The organism is Mucilaginibacter defluvii (assembly GCF_039543225.1).
Lineage (GTDB): Bacteria > Bacteroidota > Bacteroidia > Sphingobacteriales > Sphingobacteriaceae > Mucilaginibacter > Mucilaginibacter defluvii.
Genome location: NZ_BAABJI010000004.1, coordinates 315,348 through 333,579 on the forward strand (window position 1 = coordinate 315,348; position 18,232 = coordinate 333,579).

12 protein-coding genes are annotated in these 18,232 nt (G+C 43.9%); 10 read left to right on the forward strand and 2 right to left on the reverse strand.

Features of this window, described 5'->3' with window-relative positions:
• Window positions 1-6 precede the first annotated feature (6 nt).
• The 5 genes from ABD960_RS18315 to ABD960_RS18335 all read left to right on the forward strand — a co-directional run bounded on the left by ABD960_RS18315 (window position 7) and on the right by ABD960_RS18335 (window position 5,763).
• Window positions 7-1,806, forward strand: a complete 1,800-nt coding sequence (locus tag ABD960_RS18315) for a RagB/SusD family nutrient uptake outer membrane protein (protein ID WP_345333471.1) — start codon at window positions 7-9, stop codon at window positions 1,804-1,806.
• 25 nt (window positions 1,807-1,831) lie between these two features.
• Entirely contained in the window at window positions 1,832-3,067 is a 1,236-nt protein-coding gene (locus tag ABD960_RS18320; RefSeq protein ID WP_345333473.1) for an alkaline phosphatase family protein, read from the forward strand.
• A gap of 6 nt (window positions 3,068-3,073) precedes the next feature.
• Window positions 3,074-3,334 carry a CBU_0592 family membrane protein gene (locus ABD960_RS18325; protein ID WP_345333475.1) on the forward strand — a complete coding sequence of 87 codons (261 nt, stop codon included), beginning with the start codon at window positions 3,074-3,076 and terminating at the stop codon, window positions 3,332-3,334.
• A gap of 15 nt (window positions 3,335-3,349) precedes the next feature.
• Window positions 3,350-4,237 carry a metallophosphoesterase family protein gene (locus ABD960_RS18330; RefSeq protein WP_345333477.1) on the forward strand — a complete coding sequence of 296 codons (888 nt, stop codon included), beginning with the start codon at window positions 3,350-3,352 and terminating at the stop codon, window positions 4,235-4,237.
• A 935-nt stretch (window positions 4,238-5,172) separates the two neighbouring features.
• Entirely contained in the window at window positions 5,173-5,763 is a 591-nt protein-coding gene (locus tag ABD960_RS18335) for an RNA polymerase sigma-70 factor (protein WP_345333479.1), read from the forward strand.
• A 9-nt stretch (window positions 5,764-5,772) separates the two neighbouring features.
• Here ABD960_RS18335 and ABD960_RS18340 read toward each other — a convergent pair whose 3' ends face one another.
• Window positions 5,773-7,206: a sulfatase-like hydrolase/transferase gene (locus ABD960_RS18340; protein ID WP_345333481.1), complete on the reverse strand. Its 1,434-nt coding sequence runs from the start codon at window positions 7,204-7,206 to the stop codon at window positions 5,773-5,775.
• 175 nt (window positions 7,207-7,381) lie between these two features.
• On the opposite strand from ABD960_RS18340, the gene ABD960_RS18345 reads away from it, so the two are divergent.
• From ABD960_RS18345 to ABD960_RS18365, 5 genes are all read left to right on the forward strand, one after another.
• Window positions 7,382-8,344, forward strand: coding sequence for a FecR family protein (locus tag ABD960_RS18345; protein ID WP_345333483.1), 963 nt, complete (start codon window positions 7,382-7,384; stop codon window positions 8,342-8,344).
• Window positions 8,345-8,605: 261 nt separating this feature from the next.
• Window positions 8,606-11,950 carry a TonB-dependent receptor gene (locus ABD960_RS18350; protein ID WP_345333485.1) on the forward strand — a complete coding sequence of 1,115 codons (3,345 nt, stop codon included), beginning with the start codon at window positions 8,606-8,608 and terminating at the stop codon, window positions 11,948-11,950.
• A gap of 10 nt (window positions 11,951-11,960) precedes the next feature.
• Window positions 11,961-13,583 carry a RagB/SusD family nutrient uptake outer membrane protein gene (locus ABD960_RS18355; protein WP_345333487.1) on the forward strand — a complete coding sequence of 541 codons (1,623 nt, stop codon included), beginning with the start codon at window positions 11,961-11,963 and terminating at the stop codon, window positions 13,581-13,583.
• A gap of 40 nt (window positions 13,584-13,623) precedes the next feature.
• Window positions 13,624-14,748: a SusE domain-containing protein gene (locus ABD960_RS18360; RefSeq protein WP_345333489.1), complete on the forward strand. Its 1,125-nt coding sequence runs from the start codon at window positions 13,624-13,626 to the stop codon at window positions 14,746-14,748.
• Between the two features lie 69 nt (window positions 14,749-14,817).
• Window positions 14,818-15,978, forward strand: coding sequence for a glycoside hydrolase family 76 protein (locus ABD960_RS18365; protein WP_345333491.1), 1,161 nt, complete (start codon window positions 14,818-14,820; stop codon window positions 15,976-15,978).
• 147 nt (window positions 15,979-16,125) lie between these two features.
• On the opposite strand, the gene metG is transcribed toward ABD960_RS18365, so the two are convergent.
• Complete coding sequence (gene metG / locus ABD960_RS18370) at window positions 16,126-18,198, reverse strand: methionine--tRNA ligase (protein ID WP_345333493.1); 2,073 nt, start codon at window positions 18,196-18,198, stop codon at window positions 16,126-16,128.
• Window positions 18,199-18,232: the final 34 nt, after the last annotated feature.

Here is an 18,232-nt window from a genome sequence, read left to right on the forward strand (position 1 = left end):
GCAACAATGAAATTCATCAACAAATATATCGCCGGCTTCGCGTTGGCAACACTTAGCCTAAGCGCCTGTAAAAAGGACTTTTTAGACAGGCAACCCCAAACAGATATTGGTACAGGCAACTTTTTTAACAGCGAGCAGGATTTAAAACTGTATTTAAACAACCTTTACAATTTTCCTGGTTTTGGTATTTATAATAACGATCGCTCTACCGATAATGCACCGACAACCGGTGCGGTTGAAATTAAAACCATGATGGTTGGTAACCCGAGCGCCTCAACCATTGTTTCGGGCTGGAACTGGGAGCAGTTACGCAGTGCCAACTTTTTCCTGGAGAATTTTAAAAAGGCACCGCTATCGCAGGATAAGCTGAATCATTATGAGGGTATAGCCCGTTTTTTCAGAGCTCAGTTTTATATTGATAAGGTAAAACGTTATTCGGACGTGCCTTGGTACGATAGGACGATGAACGTTAACGATACTGAGCTGCTGCAGAAACCCCGTGACCCTCGCGCATTCGTCGTAGATAAAATTATGGAAGATCTTGCTTTTGCCGCAGAGCACGTAGATGCAAAAGGCGACAAAGGCGGAGTTAACAACTGGGTAGTGAAAGCATATCAGGCAAAGTTTGCTTTATATGAAGGCACGTTTAGAAAATATCATGCTGAACTTAACCTTGCCAATACTGCAAATGTGTATTTACAGTTAGCTCGTGACGTATCTAAGGATATAATGGATAAAGGCGGTTTTCAGTTATACACTACAGGCAATGTTAACCAGGATTATCACAACCTGTTTTTGCAGGATGACTTAAGCAGAAATCCGGAAGTGATATTGGCCAGGTATTTCCAAAACGGTGTACTTAACAGCGGATGGAGCGAAACAGTTTTCGGTAATTATGAGGTATCGCCATCAAAGGATTTATTGCAGGATTACCTGATGAAAGATGGCAGCTATTATACCAATCAATCAGGATATACTACATTCCCGTTTGTAAAGGAATTTGAAAACCGCGATCCGCGTTTAAGCCAGACATATGCATATCCGGGTTTTAACCTGGTTAACGTTCGTACTTACTCGCAAGGCGGTGGCATATACGTGCAGCAACTGGGTAAAAATTTTAGTGGTTATCACCAGATTAAAGGCTTTGTGAACAATACCAGTGCCGAAGTGCAGCAAAACCTTGATATACCCATACTTCGTTATGCTGAAATTTTGCTTACCTACGCCGAGGCTAAGGCTGAATTAGGAGAGCTTACGCAAGCGGATCTGGATATCAGCATTAACCTGCTGCGTAAAAGGGCCGGTATGCCAAACATGCCGGTAAGCCCGGCAATTGATCCGGTGCAAAGCATGCGTTATCCAAACATAAACTCATCACAAAGGGCTGCGGTATTGGAGATCCGCCGCGAACGCCGGGTAGAGATGGCGCTGGAAGGGTACCGCTTTGACGATTTAATGCGTTGGAATGCTGGCAAACTGCTTGAAAAAGAACCGGAAGGTATCTACTTTTCAGGCCTGGGCAAGCATGATCTGACAGGTGATGGAGTGCCGGATATTATACTATTGCCAAATAACGAGTCGATTCCTGCGGTGAAAGAAAAAAACGAGTTAGGTAAGGATTTTATTTACTATCGTACAGGTACCTTTGGGCAGGATGCAGGCGTGTTCCTGAAAAACGGCACATCGGGCACAGTACAAACTATTGCTGATATGGGTACCTTTCAGGAGCCTAAGTATTACTACCGCCCGGTGCCTCAGAACCAGGTGCAGCTTAATCCTAATTTAAAGCAAATATTTGGCTGGTAATTATTAAAATTGATCCGAAGAAAACATGAAAAAGATTATAGCCATTGCGGCACTTATTTGCGTTGCAGGCATGGCCTCGGCACAAAAAAAGAAAGCCATTTTTGTAATTATTGATGGTGTATCAAAAGATGTAATTGAGAAGGTGGAAACACCCAATCTGCATGCTATAGCTAAGGAAGGTGCGCTGCTTAGCGCATACCAGGGCGGCGAGAAGGGGCAGTTTAACCAAACGCCAACCATTTCGGCACCCGGCTATACCAATGTGCTTACCGGCGTGTGGTTTCATAAGCATAACGTGCCTGATAATGACATCAAGGCGCCAAACTATAATTATCCCACCATCTTCAGGTTTTTTGAGGATCAATATTCTTCTAAAAAGACCGCCGTCTTTTCGAGCTGGGAAGATAACCGTACCAAGCTGGTAGGCGAAGGGCTTGCGCAAACTGGCAACATCAAGCTCGATCACCATTTTGATGGTTTGGAGCTTGATACCGTAAAATATCCGCATGATAAGGGCCGCAAATTTATGGCCGATATTGACCAGGCTGTTGTTGACGATGCCGTTAAAACTATTAACCAGGATGCGCCCGACCTGTCATGGGTTTACCTGGAATATACGGACGATATGGGCCACATGTATGGCGACAGCGAGCAGTTTTATGATGCTGTACGCGCTGCCGACCGTCGTGTAGGCCAGCTGTGGGAAGCCATAAAGCAGCGTAAAGCCAAATATAAAGAGGACTGGCTGATTGTGATAACAACCGACCATGGCCGAGACCCTAAAACCGGGCGCGGGCATGGCGGGCAGACCGACCGTGAACGCGCCTCATGGATAGCGACAAACGCGCAGCCGCTTAACGGTTATGCTAAACAAGCACAGCAGGTTGCTGTGGTTGATATTTTACCGACTATAGCCCGTTTTGTAAACATCAAACTATCGGCCGGTCAGCAGCGTGAGTTGGACGGTGTGCCGCTCATCGGCAAAGTGTCATTATCGCAGCCGCAGGCCGTTAAGGTCGACGGTAAAATCAACCTTACCTGGACTGCTCAAAACATCGAGGGCAAAGTAAAAGTATGGCTGGCCACCACCAATAATTTTAAGCAAACGGGCAAAGCCGATGCTTATAAATTAGTAGGTGAGGTGCCTGTACAAACCGGTAAATTTGATATCGACCTGAGCAAAGAGGCTACATCAGATATTTACAAAATTGTGCTCGAAGGTAAGTACAATACAGTTAACCGCTGGATAGTTAATAAATAACAACACATGCACCAGGTCACCGCTCACCTGATATTTGATGTTTTGGGTTGGCTTGGTGCATTGTTTTTTTTGATTGCCTACTTTTTACTGATCACTAAAAAGTGGCAGGCAACATCGCTTGTTTTTCACTGCGCCAACATAGCAGGCGGACTGTTATTAGGGGCAAGCGCCATTTTTGATCATTCATACCCTTCAGCTTTTATTAATCTGGCCTGGGCCGGAATAGCCGTTTACGGGCTGTTTAATGATAATCTTCGCAAAAGCTGAATAAGTTAAATTGTTATGAAAAGAAGGAGTTTTTTAAAAACCTCGGCTACGCTGGGTAGCACGGCTGTATTGCCTGTAAACGCTATTACCACCGATAACAAAAAGCCGGTACTTACCATTGCGCATATTACCGATGTACATATCCGCGATCAGGATAACGCCCCGGAAAGGGCAGCAAATTATTTCACTGAGATACTCAGAAATAATAAGTTTGACTTTATTTTAAATGGAGGAGATTCCATTTTTGATGCATCGTATGATAACGTTACAAGGGAGATGGTAACTAATCAATGGGCGTTGTGGGATCAGTTTATCGGCCTTACTTCACTCAAGGTTCATAGTTGCATCGGCAATCATGATGCCTGGTGGAAAGCCCCATCTAAACAGGACGAAATGTATGGCATACCCTATGTAGTTAAGCGCTTAAAAATACCTAACCGTTATTATAGCTTTGATCAAAAAGGATGGCATTTCGTTATATTAGATGGTAATAATGCGGGAATAACGCTTGACCCGGAACAGATGAAATGGTTGGTTGATGATCTAAGCAGATTACCGGCCAATACCCCGGTACTCATCATGTCTCACTATCCGATACTTTCCTCCACCTGTGCCTGGAGCGGCGGACAGCATGGTGATTACAAAGAATTGAAAGCGCTGTTTTTTAAACATAAAGATAAAATAAAGATATGCCTTAGCGGGCACCAGCATTTGCAGGATGCTGTTGAATATAACGGCGTATCCTATTTTTGCAATGGCTCATTAAGTGGCTTTTGGTGGGGCGATGGCGATAAGGAATCAGCGGGCAAATATTACTATCAGGAAACGCCCCCCGGTTATGCAATACTGAAATTATATGCTGATGGTTCTGTGAGGAATCAATATTCGTCAGTATCAATTTGAAATAGAGGCCCGGAAAGGATTTTGGATGTTTGAAGTAAACGTGGGTGAAATTTATTTGATCTTGAAATAAAATGATTGCATCGATTTGATATTAATTTTTATTGATGATATGTAGTAATACAGGCTCTATAATTCTCGTCGGGGCTACGTTGAAATGCCGGATGTCTGTTAGATGTTCGGCATTTTAGGGTAAATCGGCCATGTTTTCAGCAGTTTAAAGCAATTCGTTTACATGCTTATAAAGTATAAAACGCGAAAGTGTTTTATTTAAAAACTACCTAATTTTAGGTTATAATTTGAAATATTTAATAGCCATACTTTACAAATACTATAATGACGGAAGTACGCGGACAATAGCTTACGGGATGGCACTAATGGTTACTGTTACGCTGTTAACTTTTAATATTGGGAGTTTGTTAATCATAATTTATGGTGAGATTAACTTTTTGAAGTTACTCCCAAAGCAGGAAGGGAAAGTTTTTATGATCTTTTTATCCTATTTCATATTATCAAATATATTGCTTAGTCTGCGTTATCCGAAAAAAACTATTATCAGTTACGTCACTAACCATGGTGTATACAGCCCGCAATGGTTAGTTATATTATATATAACTTTAACCATTCTATTGTTTACAATCATGTGTGCAGCCAGATAGATTACCTTAAATCGAAACTTTTACCTCCTTCGGCTTAATCTGATATGAACTGAGTAAAGAAGCATACCGGATATTTAAAAATAGCGCTTGAAGGCAAGTATAACACAGTTAACAGCTGGATAGTTAATAATAAGCTTAGCATCGTGCTTTGTGTACGTTTTAACCCTTGATTACAATTCGCCGGATTTAACACTTGCAATTAAATTAAAAATTTAGTTAGCTTTATGCCCTCTATTTTAAATAACCAATTAGCAAAGCCGTTTTGCACGTTATTAAACTATGCATCAAGCAACGCAACATCAATTATGGCCCGATGGTAAGCTGTTAGAGTTGATCAAACTCGATGACAGGGGTGCGTTTGAAATGTTGTATAACCGCTACTCGGCAAAGGTCTTCCATGTAGCCTATAACCTGTTTCGCGACAAATATGTATGTGAAGATCTGGTGCAGGAGCTATTTACTGATTTGTGGTTTAAGCGCCACGCTTTACAAATAAACAGCTTGCCCGGTTACCTCAAGGTAGCAATAAAAAACCGGGTTCTGGTGTACATCCGCACACAAAAAGCCACTATTGATATTGATACTATTGACCGTATAATGGAGCAATACAGTGCCGATAGCAAATTGGTGCAAAATGATATAACGCGCCTGCTTAACGAAGGTATTGCTGCGCTGCCTGAAAAATGCCGGCAGGTATTTTTGCTGAGCCGAAAAGAGTATCTGACCAATAAAGAAATAGCCGAACGGCTGAATATCTCTGTAAAAACGGTTGAAAACCAAATGACTATTGCACTACGCTACCTGCGTACCGGCCTTACCGATTACCTGCCGCTGGCTGTATTGGTGGTATTGTTGCAGGAAAAATTATAACCATTTTTATCAAGCTCCGGTTTGTTTAAGCCGAGGTAATGATCGCCACCAGGCAAGCAACTTAATTTTTAAATTATTGGTTATTGATGGTTGATTTGCCGCTATGTTATTTGTTTCATTTCTGTCCTTTTCCATATCGTACAACTGAACGTCGGTACCGTCGCTGTTCAAGATCAGCTTCCATTTTCCGGAACGCATGGCAATGTTCGGACTTTTATCATACGCGTCAGGATATCTGAATGCGGTATTATTACGTCCGTATTCCCAGTAAATAGCCTTATTCCGTACAGAAGGCTTACCCAACAATGCGCGGCTCCTGTCAACCCCATCACCCGGATATTCTTTAGGTAAAGCAACATTACCTATTTTGGCCAATGAGGGCAGCATATCAATACCGTTTATCACCGATAATGAATCAACCGTTCCGCCCTGTATATGGCCCGGCCAGCTAATAATAAAAGGCATACGCGTTCCGCCCTCATATAACGAGAGTTTTGAACCCCTTAATCCACCGGCCCTGCTCCCTCTGAAGCTTGGCAAAGGCCCATTATCACTGGTAAATATAATAATGGTGTTTTTGTCGATGCCCAGTTTTTTAAGTCCATCCATCAGCCGCCCTATCTGCAAATCATATTCTTTAAGCACAAGTTTGAACGCGGCTTCTTCTTCAGCGTTCATTGGGTATTTTCCGGTATATTCAGGCTCACGACGGGGCACCCAAGGGGTGTGCACATCATCGGGCCATAAATTTACAAAGCAGGGTTTGCCTTTGTGCCGGCTTAAAAAACCGAGCGTTTTATCAACAAAATATCGGGTACGATCCCACCGCTTTACACTATCCTTGTCAGACCATATCCAGTTTGTTGCCGTAATCAATGGATCAGGCGCGGGGCTTTCGTAGGTGCTGGCGTATTCGTCATAACCATATTGTTCAAAACCCGGAGCATTTTTCACGTCGCGACCACCACCCAGATGCCACTTGCCAAAATGCCCGGTAGCATATCCGGCCTGTTTAAAAAACCTGACTATTGACGGAGCTGACGGGTCGAGAAAATCAGCCTGTTCGGCATCGCGGTTATGCTTTTTATTATCCAAGTAGGTAGAAAAATTCCATCTGCCCGGATACATCCCTGTAATTATACCAGCGCGTGATGGTGAACATATGGGCGCGGCACTATAATAGCGTGTAAATAAACGGCCATTTTTCGCCAGGCGGTCGATATTAGGTGTGGGGGTAAACCGGCCGCCAAAGCATCTTATATCGGCATAACCCATATCATCTGTCAAAATAAATATAATGCTGGGGCGGTCCTGAATTTTATTTTCATACTTGTCCGTATCGCGCCAGCTCAAAACAGCTATAATGGTTATAGTTGTAAAAAAAACACCGGACAGTGTACGCAATAATAAAAACGGCTTAAGAGCATTTGGATACAACTTCATGTGAGAGAATGCTTTAATTGGTAGTGTAAAGGCAAGTTACTGTTTTTAAACGATGTTCTCTCTTTATAAATAAAATGATACAAAGTACTATTGCCGTTCCATTAAATAATTAAAATATTTTTTTGAATCGTTTAGGGGGTAGGGTCTTTTTCTGCATCCTGCTTATGTAAACCCAATGAGAAGATTTAATAAACCTAATGAACCCGGAAGGGTAAATGACGGCCGTTTGCAGGAAAAACTGGTAGAGAAATATTTTCAAAACCTTGATCTTGACGATGTGCAAACCGGCGCGCACGATGCTGAATTTGACAGCAAAGGGGTTTATAACAAAATACTTTACACAATTGATGCCGAGGCCGAGGCGCCAAAGCGCCGCTCATATAAAGGGTGGCTTGCAGCCGCGTCCGTTATCGCCGTACTTATTTCGCTTTCCTACTACTTTCGTTACGACATCCTGAATTACGTATCGCCGGTGCATACTATGCAGGTTGCTGCAGCGCGCGGCAGCGTTACCAGCATTGTGTTGGGTGATGGTACCAAAGTATGGCTTAACGGCGGTAGCCAGATCAGTTACCCGGAAACCTTCAGAGGTGAAAAGCGCGAAGTTACCATAACCGGCGAAGCTTTTTTTGATGTGGTGCATAAAGCCGATCAGCCTTTTATAGTACATACCGGCAGCATCGCCACACATGTACTTGGTACAAGTTTCAACATTAAGGCTTATAACGATGATCCGCTTTTACACATCGATGTAGTAAGCGGAAAAGTGGGCGTTGTGCCCGCAGAAAGGAGCGCTTTATTATTCAGCGCTATTTACCTTACCCCGGCGCAGGGCATCACGTTCAACAAAAAAGATAATTCCATATCAAAAAGCAGTGGTGTTGATATAGCTAACCTTTCGGGCTGGCGCGCCGGCAAGCTCATATTTAAAAACGCAGCGTTGCCTGAAGTAATAAAAACATTGAACCGCGAATTTGAAGTAAGTATACGTGCCGATGCCAACCTGACAAATTGTAACATATCGGCCAATTTTACCAATGTGCCCATTAAAGATATTATGGCTGTTATTGCCCGCCTGGTAAAAGGTAAGGCAACACTAAGCGGTACCGTATATCGTCTACAGGGCAAGGGATGCTGAGTACTAACCAATAAATTAAACTGTACATAACCAGTTGTAAACTTAAAAACTAAATTATGACAAAAGGATCTACGTAATTAAAACAAAAAACCCTGTTCAATCGGATTTGAACAGGGAAAAATCAATGCAGGTTATAAAAGTGATTTTGCGTCAGAGCTGCAATTCGTAGCAAAACACTTTAGTTTCTAACACTTTAATTTTCTCAAAATTATGAATAAATCTCTGTTTTATAATAGAGTGATTCGTCATGTGCTAATTCTAATGAAAATTACCTCGCTTGTTTGTTTTGTTGTTTGCTTTATGTGCCTAACCGCCATTGCAGACAATACTTATGGGCAGCAATTTTTAGAATCGCGGGTAACGCTTAAACTGAATAATATTAAGCTTACTGACGCGCTCGAAAAGATCGCCGCCGATAACAATGTTCGTTTTGCGTATACCGATAATGTGCTTAAGCAGAGTTACCGGGTTACGTTTAACGTGCAAGGCAAGAGCGTGCGCGACGTATTAAGCCAAATACTGGCTCCATTCAACCTTAGCTATAAAGTTATAGGCGATGTTATTGTAATTAGTGAGCCATCCGCTCAAACCGTTCTATCGGGAAGGCAGGAAGCCGCGGATAAACAGGCAAAAATTACCGGTAAAGTAACAGATGATACCGATTTTCCGCTGCCCGGGGTAACTGTAAAGGTAAAAGGTACTACCATAGCGGCAGTAACCAACGCGCAGGGTGTGTTTACCATTGACGCGCCGGAGGATGCCACCCTGGTGTTTTCATTTATTGGCTATACCACACAAGAGGTGGCGGTAAACGGTCAGTCGACCTTAAATGTTAAATTAGCACCTGCTCAAACCGCTCTTAACGAGGTGGTTGTAGTAGGTTATGGTACGCAAAAACGCTCAAGCGTGGTTGGCGCTATTGACCAGGTTACATCCGAAGCCATTGAAGGCAAGCCGGCAGTAAGTGCTATACAAGCCCTGCAAGGTACATTGCCTAACTTAACCATTCAGCAAAAAAACCTGGAGCCGGGCCAAACGCCTAATATTAACATCCGTGGTTTGGGTACGCTTAATAACAACTCGCCATTGCTGGTTATTGACGGTATTATCAGTGAGGATGTTGGCGCAATTAACAACCTCAACCCGTCTGACATTGAAACGGCTACCGTGTTGAAGGATGCGGGTAGTGCGGCCATCTATGGTTCGCGCTCAGCCAACGGTGTAATATTGATCACTACTAAAAAAGGTAAAAAAGATAGTAAAGCAACCGTGGCTTATAACGGGCTGGTGGGTACTCAAGTGCCACGCATTACTTACAGGCCGGTACACTCTTACGAGAATGCCATTCTGCGTAATGAAGCCGCCGCTAACGCTAACCTGCCTGCTGTTTATACGCCGGCTCAGGTGCGCCAGTTTCAGCAGGAGGGTGACCACGAGTGGTTTCTGGATGCTATCCTGAAAAACGCCTTGCAGCAAAACCATAACGTGAGCATTACCGGTGGTAATGCGTCAACAAGCTACCTGGTATCAGCCGGTTTGCTTGATCAGCGCAGCAACCTGGTAGGGCCTGATTATGGCGCAAGACGTTATAACTACCGTATAAACCTGACCAACGAAATAGGCAGGTTAAAGTTGACCAGTATATTAACCTATGCCCGTACCGAGCGTAAAGAACACTCATACAGCACCGGTACATTGATAGTTGATGCCGGCCGTACGCCGACTTATTATGATATTAAAGACGCCCAAGGCAATTACCTGACTAACGATGTACTGTCTGAATTTAACCCGCTGGGTATATTGGAAAAAGGCGGTTACCGCAAGTTTGATGACGACGTAATTACCGCTAACATCAGCGCGGAGTTTGCTGTTACCAAGGATTTAAAAGTTCGTGGTGTGTTTGGCAGCAACCTGGGCAGCTACCATACTTTGGAGCGCGTGCAGCGTGTTGATTACCTGCCTAAGGGTGTATACGGCGCTGACCGTAATACCAACGACATCAGCTCAAAAAACCTTTTCCTGAACACCCAGTTGATTGCCGAATACAACAAAGTTTTCGCCAAGAAACACTCGCTTGGCGTTCTTGCTGGCGTTGCCAATGAATCGGTTACTAATAGGGGTACTGCGTTGCGCTATAAGCTTACCGACCCAGATCTTGGAATTCCGATTGGCGAAACTGAAATTGATGAGGCTAATACAAACGGCACGCTCGGCAACACCAATGAAAGCAGCCTTAACTCGCTATTCGGTCGTGTGTCGTATGATTATGATAATAAATACTACGGTGAATTCAACTTCAGGATAGATGCATCGTCTAAGTTCGCCAAACAAAACCGTAACGCTTTCTTTCCATCAATATCGGCAGGTTACCGTATCAGCCAGGAAGATTTTATGGAAGACTATCGCGAGCGTTTTGGTGATCTGAAAATTCGTGGTTCTTACGGTGTACTGGGTAACCAAAGTGTAGGTAATTATCAATTTCTAACCAGATATTTTAACATACCCAACAACTACGCATTTAATAATGTGGGCACATCTGGTACGGGTTTCAATATAGCCAATGAGGATATACGTTGGGAAAGAGCAGCTAACTTTAATATAGGTTTTGAAGCCACCTTGTTTAAGAATGCCCTTAGCCTATCTGCCGACTACTTCAACAAAACCACACGCGATATTTTAGTGGAACCGGCTGTGCCAGGAGCTTTCGGGTCAGGATTGCCGGTATTTAACGCAGGTAAGGTAAATAATAAAGGTTGGGAGTTTACAGCAACGTATCGTAAAAGCACAAAAAACTTTAAACATATGATAAGCTTTAACATAGCTGACTCAAAAAATAAGGTTTTGTATTTTGAAGGTGACCAACAAATTACACCATACGATGAAATGCGAGTTTTGCTGAAAACAGGTATGCCAATGAATACTTATGTTGGCTATAAAACAGATGGTTACTTCCAAAATCTTGATGAGGTAAATAGCGGACCAAAGCCTACCGGAGTAAGTGTGTTGCCTGGTGACATTAGATACGTAGATGTGAATAACGATGGTGTGATTGACGAGAATGATTTACACGTTTTAGGAAACCCGCTTCCTCGCTATACATTTGGCTTAACTTATGACATTACCTATAAGCAGTTTGACCTGAACGTATTTTTGCAAGGTGTAGGTAAACGCAGCATGTTTTTACGTGGTGAGCTGATTGAGCCTTTCCACTTCAACTACTCGCAGGTAATGTACCAGCACCAACTGGATTACTGGACACCACAAAATCCTGATGCAAAATATCCTCGACTTGCAGCCAACGGCAGCCCGTCAAATACCAACAACTTCCGTCGCGGATCTGATTTGTATTTGCAAAATGCCGCATACGTCCGTTTAAAAAACATTCAATTTGGATATACCTTGCCTTCTGGTATTGCACAAAAGTTAGGCATGAAAAAGGCACGTGCTTATTTCTCAGGCCAAAACTTATTAACATTTTCTGGGGTGAAAATTGTTGATCCTGAATCTACTGAGTTTGATAATGGGCGCGGACTTGGAGGAGCGAATAGCGGCCGTAGCTACCCACTACCAGTTTACTATGGTTTAGGGATTGATTTAACTCTTTAATAATACCAATATGAAAATATCGCAACAAATAAAAACCGCAGGTTTGATCATACTGGTAAGCCTATCATCAGCATGTAAAAAGCTTGACCTTGTGCCTACCAATAATTTTACAGATGAAAATTACTGGACAAGTGCATCCAAAGCGAGCGCAGTCTTGAATACTGCTTATTCGCAACTGTTTAACAGCAGCCTGTTTTTCTATAACGAAGGTTTATCTGACAATGCCTATAACGGGCGCGGTGATAACGAAGGCGCGGCCTCGTTAGCAGCGGGCACATACGATTCTTCATTACCACGGCTTAAAAATGAATGGGGGTTTCATTATTCAGGTATAAAAACCAGCAACATTTTATTGGAAAATATTGACAGGGTTACAGGTATGGATCAAAACCTGAAAAACCGTATGAAAGCAGAGGCACGAGTGTTACGGGCATGGCATTATTTTTATCTTACCACATGGTTTGGTGACGTGCCTTTGTTCGACAAAGATCCTACAGTGGAGGAAACCAAAACCGTTAGTCGTACGCCAAAAGAACAGGTGGTTAGTTTCATTCTGAAAGAGCTGGACGAGTGTGCTGCTATTTTGCCTGTTAACACTGCTTATGATTCGGCGGACAAAGGACGTTTAACCAAAGGTGCTGCTATCGCCTTAAAAGCGCGTGTGCTACTTTATCAAAATAACTGGGCCGGCGTAGTTACCGAATGCGAAAAGCTGATGAGTAGCAACGCTAACGGTACTTACAGCTTGTTCCCATCATATGAAGGGTTGTTTTTGCCAGAGAACGAATACAACAGCGAAGTTATTTATGATATAGGTTATGTTACTGTTGACAGAGAGTATCAAACATTTTATGATATGGCACCCTTGTCAGTTGGTGGCCGCCTAAACGCCCTTGCTCCAACACAGGAACTAGTTGATAGTTACCTGATGCTTAATGGCCGTAAAATAGATGATAATGGATCAGGGTATGACGAGAATGATCCATACACCAATCGTGACCCGCGTTTAACTAACACCGTGGTTTATCATCTGTATAACTGGAAGCTGCCAAGCGGAGGTACTAAGGTAATTTATACCAAGCCAGGTACTGATCCGGATAATAATGCGCCGGATGAATACCGTTCAGGTAGTATATCATCCCCAACGGGCTATTATACCCGTAAATATTACGATCCGAAATCTCGTACTAACTTCCAGGCTGCGCTTAACCTGATCATGCTACGTTACGCGGATGTATTGCTAATGTATGCCGAAGCCAAAACAGAGCTTAATCAGATGGATGCTTCTGTATGGGACAGGACTATAAAGCTGTTGCGCCAACGGGCGGGCTTTACTGCACCGGCAGCCATTAACTTTAATGCATCAGCCAACCAGCGTGAAGTGGTGCGCAATGAGCGCCGCACAGAGCTGGCTATGGAAGGCCTGCGCATTTTCGACATTCGCCGCTGGCGTATTGCCGAGGATGTGCTTAACGGTTGGGCGCATGGTGCCCGGTTTGGCCCTGCCAATGTGGATAACGGCTACATCCGCGCCAACGAGCGCAGGTTTGATGCAAGCCGCAATTACCTGTGGCCGATTCCGCTTGACGAAAGGCTGCTTAACCCTAACCTTGGCCAAAACCCAGGCTGGTAATAATTTTTAGTTTGAACATCAATTAAAAGGATCAATCAACATGAAAAAAAATATATTCTGCATAATACTTGCAGGCATAGTAGCTACTATATTTTCGGGCTGTAAAAAGGATAAAGAACTCAGCCATACCAACGTAACCGCTGTACAGGCGCTCTACTTTCCGGAGAACGACAAATTTGTAAAGCTTGACGGCACCGGCACCGTAACCTTTGAATGGCAGCAAGCCAAAGCCGAAGATAACGGCTATGTAAGCTATGAGGTGGCATTTGCCAAAGAGGACGGTGATTTTACGAAACCGATTTATGCTATGGCATCGGGCCGTAATGGTTTTGATAATACACTGGTGATGACCTTCTCTGACCTTAACCGCGTAGCAACGCTGGCGGGTATTAAACCGGCAGAAAAAGGTAAATTAAAATGGACGGTAATTGCTTCAAAAGGCATCAATCCTAAAATTCCAACGGTATCAAATGTAATTGAAGTAGAGCGCCCTGACTCGTTTGTTACGCCTAATGACCTATTTATTACCGGCGCGGCTACCGAAGGCGGTGCGGATTTGGCTAACGCCAGGCATTTCAAAAACCTGGGTAACGGTAAATTCGAAATCTTTACCAAACTTAAGGATGGCGACTATCAATTCGCGTCGGCTAATAAAGGTACGCCATCTTTATTTTCGATCAACGCTTCGGGTAAACTGGCTGAAAATGGTTCGACTGCTTTTGCCGGCGAGAAAGTAGTTCGCCTGGTACTTGATTTTGGTACCCGCGAAGCGCAAATGACTGAAATTACCGCCCTGGGCCTTTGGTTCTCGCCTGAAGGTAAAATACTGTTTGATCTGCCTTACGTAGGTAACGGTACCTGGTTGGCTAATGATAAACCGATTGTTTTCAGGCAGGAAAGCTGGGGCCGCGACGAGCGTTACAAGTTCCGCTTTACAGTTAAGGATGCGGCCGGTCAATCAAGCACCGAGTATTACGGAAGCAAGAACAAAGACAACAACCGTCCGGATGCGTCGAGCCCTGCCTCGTATTACGAAATGGTACCGGTTGATAACTCTCAGTATGATTACTCATTCAAATTCACGTCTGGCGCTGATAATCATAATGCTGATGTTAAGGTTGACTTTAGCGGTGCTACCTACACCCATTCAGTAACTGTAAAATAACCACTGTTTTATCATCTATGGATGCCGGGGCTTGCAAAGGTCCGGCATCTGTAAATAAGATACCGATTTATGAAACTGAATAAATTAACTATTATAAAGCTTGCCGCGGCGGCCGTGGTATCATTATCGCTGCCGGCCTGTAAGGATAAGGCATTCCCGTTATACGGTGCCGATAACCAGCGCCCGGCTGTTACATACAACTGGGCTTTAACGGCCGATACGCTGCAGGAAAAACTGTATAACACCTTCCTGTCGGCCAACGGGCGTTATTTTGTACAAAATGATGCCGGTAATGCCACTTTTCATTACTGGCCCAATGCCCATGCCCTTGATGTGCTGGTTGACGGATACCTGCGTACCGACGATGACAAGTATGTGCAGCGCATGAAAGCCCAGCTGAATGGTATCAGGCAAACCAACGGCAACAGCCTCATTAATGATTATTATGATGACATGGAGTGGCTGGCGCTATCGACACTGCGCGCTTATGATGCTACCAATGATGCCGATTACCTGGCCGCTGCCAACACCTTATGGACCGATATAAAAACCGGCCTTAACAGCAACCAAGGTGGTGGTATTGCCTGGCGTAAAAACCAGCTCGATTATAAAAATACACCGGCTAATGCACCTGCCATAATTTTTGCCGCACGATTATCACGTATTAATGATAATCCGGCGGATCTGGAATTGGCCAAAACGTTGTATACCTGGTTAAAAGGAAAGTTGGTTGACCCTTCAACGGGTTTGGTTTGGGATGGCGTTAACGCCAACGGCGACGGGCAGATCAGCAAAAACCTGTTTACTTACAACCAGGGTATATTTGTAGGCGCCGCGCTTGAGCTTTACCATTCAACCAACGATGCCGCTTATTTAAGCGATGCGGTGCGTACGGCAAAAGCATCCCTTATCAGCGGTGATATTACACCGGGCGGTATTCTTAAAGGAGAAGGCCAGGGTGATGGCGGCTTGTTCAAGGGCATCTTGATAAGGTATTTTACCTTGTTGGCGCAAGAGGAAGCTGTAGCTGCTATTGACAGGAATGAACTGGTGAAATTTCTGAAATTGAACGCGGAGACCTTATATACCAACGGTATTGCAAGGCCTGCCCATACCATCAGTCCGGATTGGACCAAGAAACCGTCGGGCTCGACTGATTTAACTGTACAACTCAGCGGTATGATGCTAATTGAAGCAGCCGCAACCTTAAACGAGGCAAAGCTGTTTTAAATCACATAATGATAAAAAATCCCTTTTACTTTGTGTAAAAGGGATTTTTTATTGGGTTGGTTTAAGATAGTAAGAATTGCTAAAGCTTATTCTAATGACGGAATTAAGCGCACAATTTAAAATACATGTTAAATTAGCACATCATTTTTATCGTATCACTGCTCCGTTAGGCATTTCATCCGCCGGGGCAACAAAGCTTAGCCTGCCTTCGGCATTTTCGGCCATCAGTATCATGCCTTGCGAGGTAATGCCTTTAATATCGCGCGGTTCCAGGTTTACCAGTATACTCACCTTGGCACCGATTATGGCCTCCGGCTCATAGCATTCGGCAATACCGGATACCACGGTACGCTGATCGATCCCGGTATCAATGGTCAGTTTCAGCAGCTTTTTAGTTTTGGCTACCTTTTCGGCGGCTAAAATGGTTCCAGTGCGAATATCCAAGCCGGCAAATTGCTCAAAGCTGATGTTCTCCTTTGCTGGCGTAACAACAGCTTCAGCAGGTTTGGTAGCCGCAGCTTTTTGAGCCTGTAGCTTCTGCAATTGTTTTTCAATCACCTCATCCTCTATTTTTTCAAACAGCAGTTCCGGTTTGTTCAATTGGTGGCCGTTTATAAAAGATAGGTCTTCTTCAAAACCAACGGTATCGGTCGGCCAGTTCAGCATGTGGAATATTTTTTTGGCTGTTGCTGGTAAAAACACCTGCAAACAGGTAGCTAAATGGCCAATTAGCACCAAGCTATTGTGCAATGCCTCTTTAGCCGCTTCGGGATTGGTTTTGATGGTTTTCCACGGCTCTTTTTCCGTGAGGTAACGGTTACCCAGACGTGCCATATCAATAACTGCCTGCAAGCCCTGGCGGAATTTAAACTCTTCCAACGCTTTGGCTAAATCATCATAACCCTTGCCTATTTGTTCATTTAATGTAGCATCTGTGAGTTGAAGAGACGGGCCTGCTGTTTCTATTTTACCCCCGTAAAACTTGTGCATCAGCATCATCACCCGGTTAACGTAGTTACCCAAAATGGCCACCAGCTCGTTATTTACACGTGCCTGATAATCCTTCCAGGTGAATTCGCTGTCGCTGGTTTCGGGGAGTATGGATGTAAGTACGTAGCGCAATTCGTCTTGCTTGTTCGGGAACTCTTCCAGGTACTCATGCAGCCATACCGCATGGTTGCGTGAAGTAGATAGCTTATCGCCCTCCAAATTCAAAAACTCATTTGCCGGCACATTATAAGGCAATACATACTCGCCATGCGCGTGAAGTACTGAGGGGAAGATGATACAATGAAAAACTATATTATCCTTACCAATAAAGTGGATCAGGCAGGAATCATCCTCCTCGTTCTGCTGCTTTTTCCAGTATAGCTGCCAGTCCTTATTTTTATCAATAGCCCATTGTTTTGTGGCCGATACATAGCCTATCGGCGCATCCAGCCATACGTATAGCTTTTTGCCTTTAGCTTCTTCCAAAGGTACGTCAATACCCCAGTCGAGGTCACGCGTCATGGAGCGGGGTTGCAAGCCCGATTTAAGCCACGATTTACATTGACCGAATACATTTACCTTCCACTCACCCTCTTTTTCGTCTATCCATTTTTCCAGCCATGGCTGATACTTATCCAGCGGTAAATACCAGTGCTTGGTTGGCTTTAACACCGGCGTTTTACCGCTCAGGGTTGATACAGGGTTAATCAGGTCAGTCGGGTTAAGCGATGTACCGCATTTTTCACACTGATCACCATAAGCGTTTTCATTATGACAGTTGGGGCAGGTACCTACAATGTAACGATCGGCCAAAAACTGTTGGTACTCCTCATCAAAATATTGTTCTGAGAATTTCTCCTCAAACTCACCTTTTTCATACAAATTCAAAAAGAACTCCTTTGAAAGATCGTGATGTATGGGCGATGAGGTACGGTGATAGATATCGAATGAGATACCAAACTTTTCAAAGCTATCCTTTATCTGGTGGTGATACTTATCAATAATGGCTTGCGGCGTTGTGCCCTCCTTTTTAGCTTTTATGGTGATGGCGGCGCCATGCTCGTCAGATCCGCAGATGTACACTACATCCCGCTTTTTTAGGCGCAGGTAACGCACAAATATATCAGCAGGCAAATACGCCCCGGCCAAATGCCCGATGTGTAAGGGGCCGTTAGCATAAGGTAGTGCTGATGTTATGGTATATCGTTTAAATTTATCGAGTTGTGACATTATGTACCGCGTTATTTATAATTTGGCAAAGATA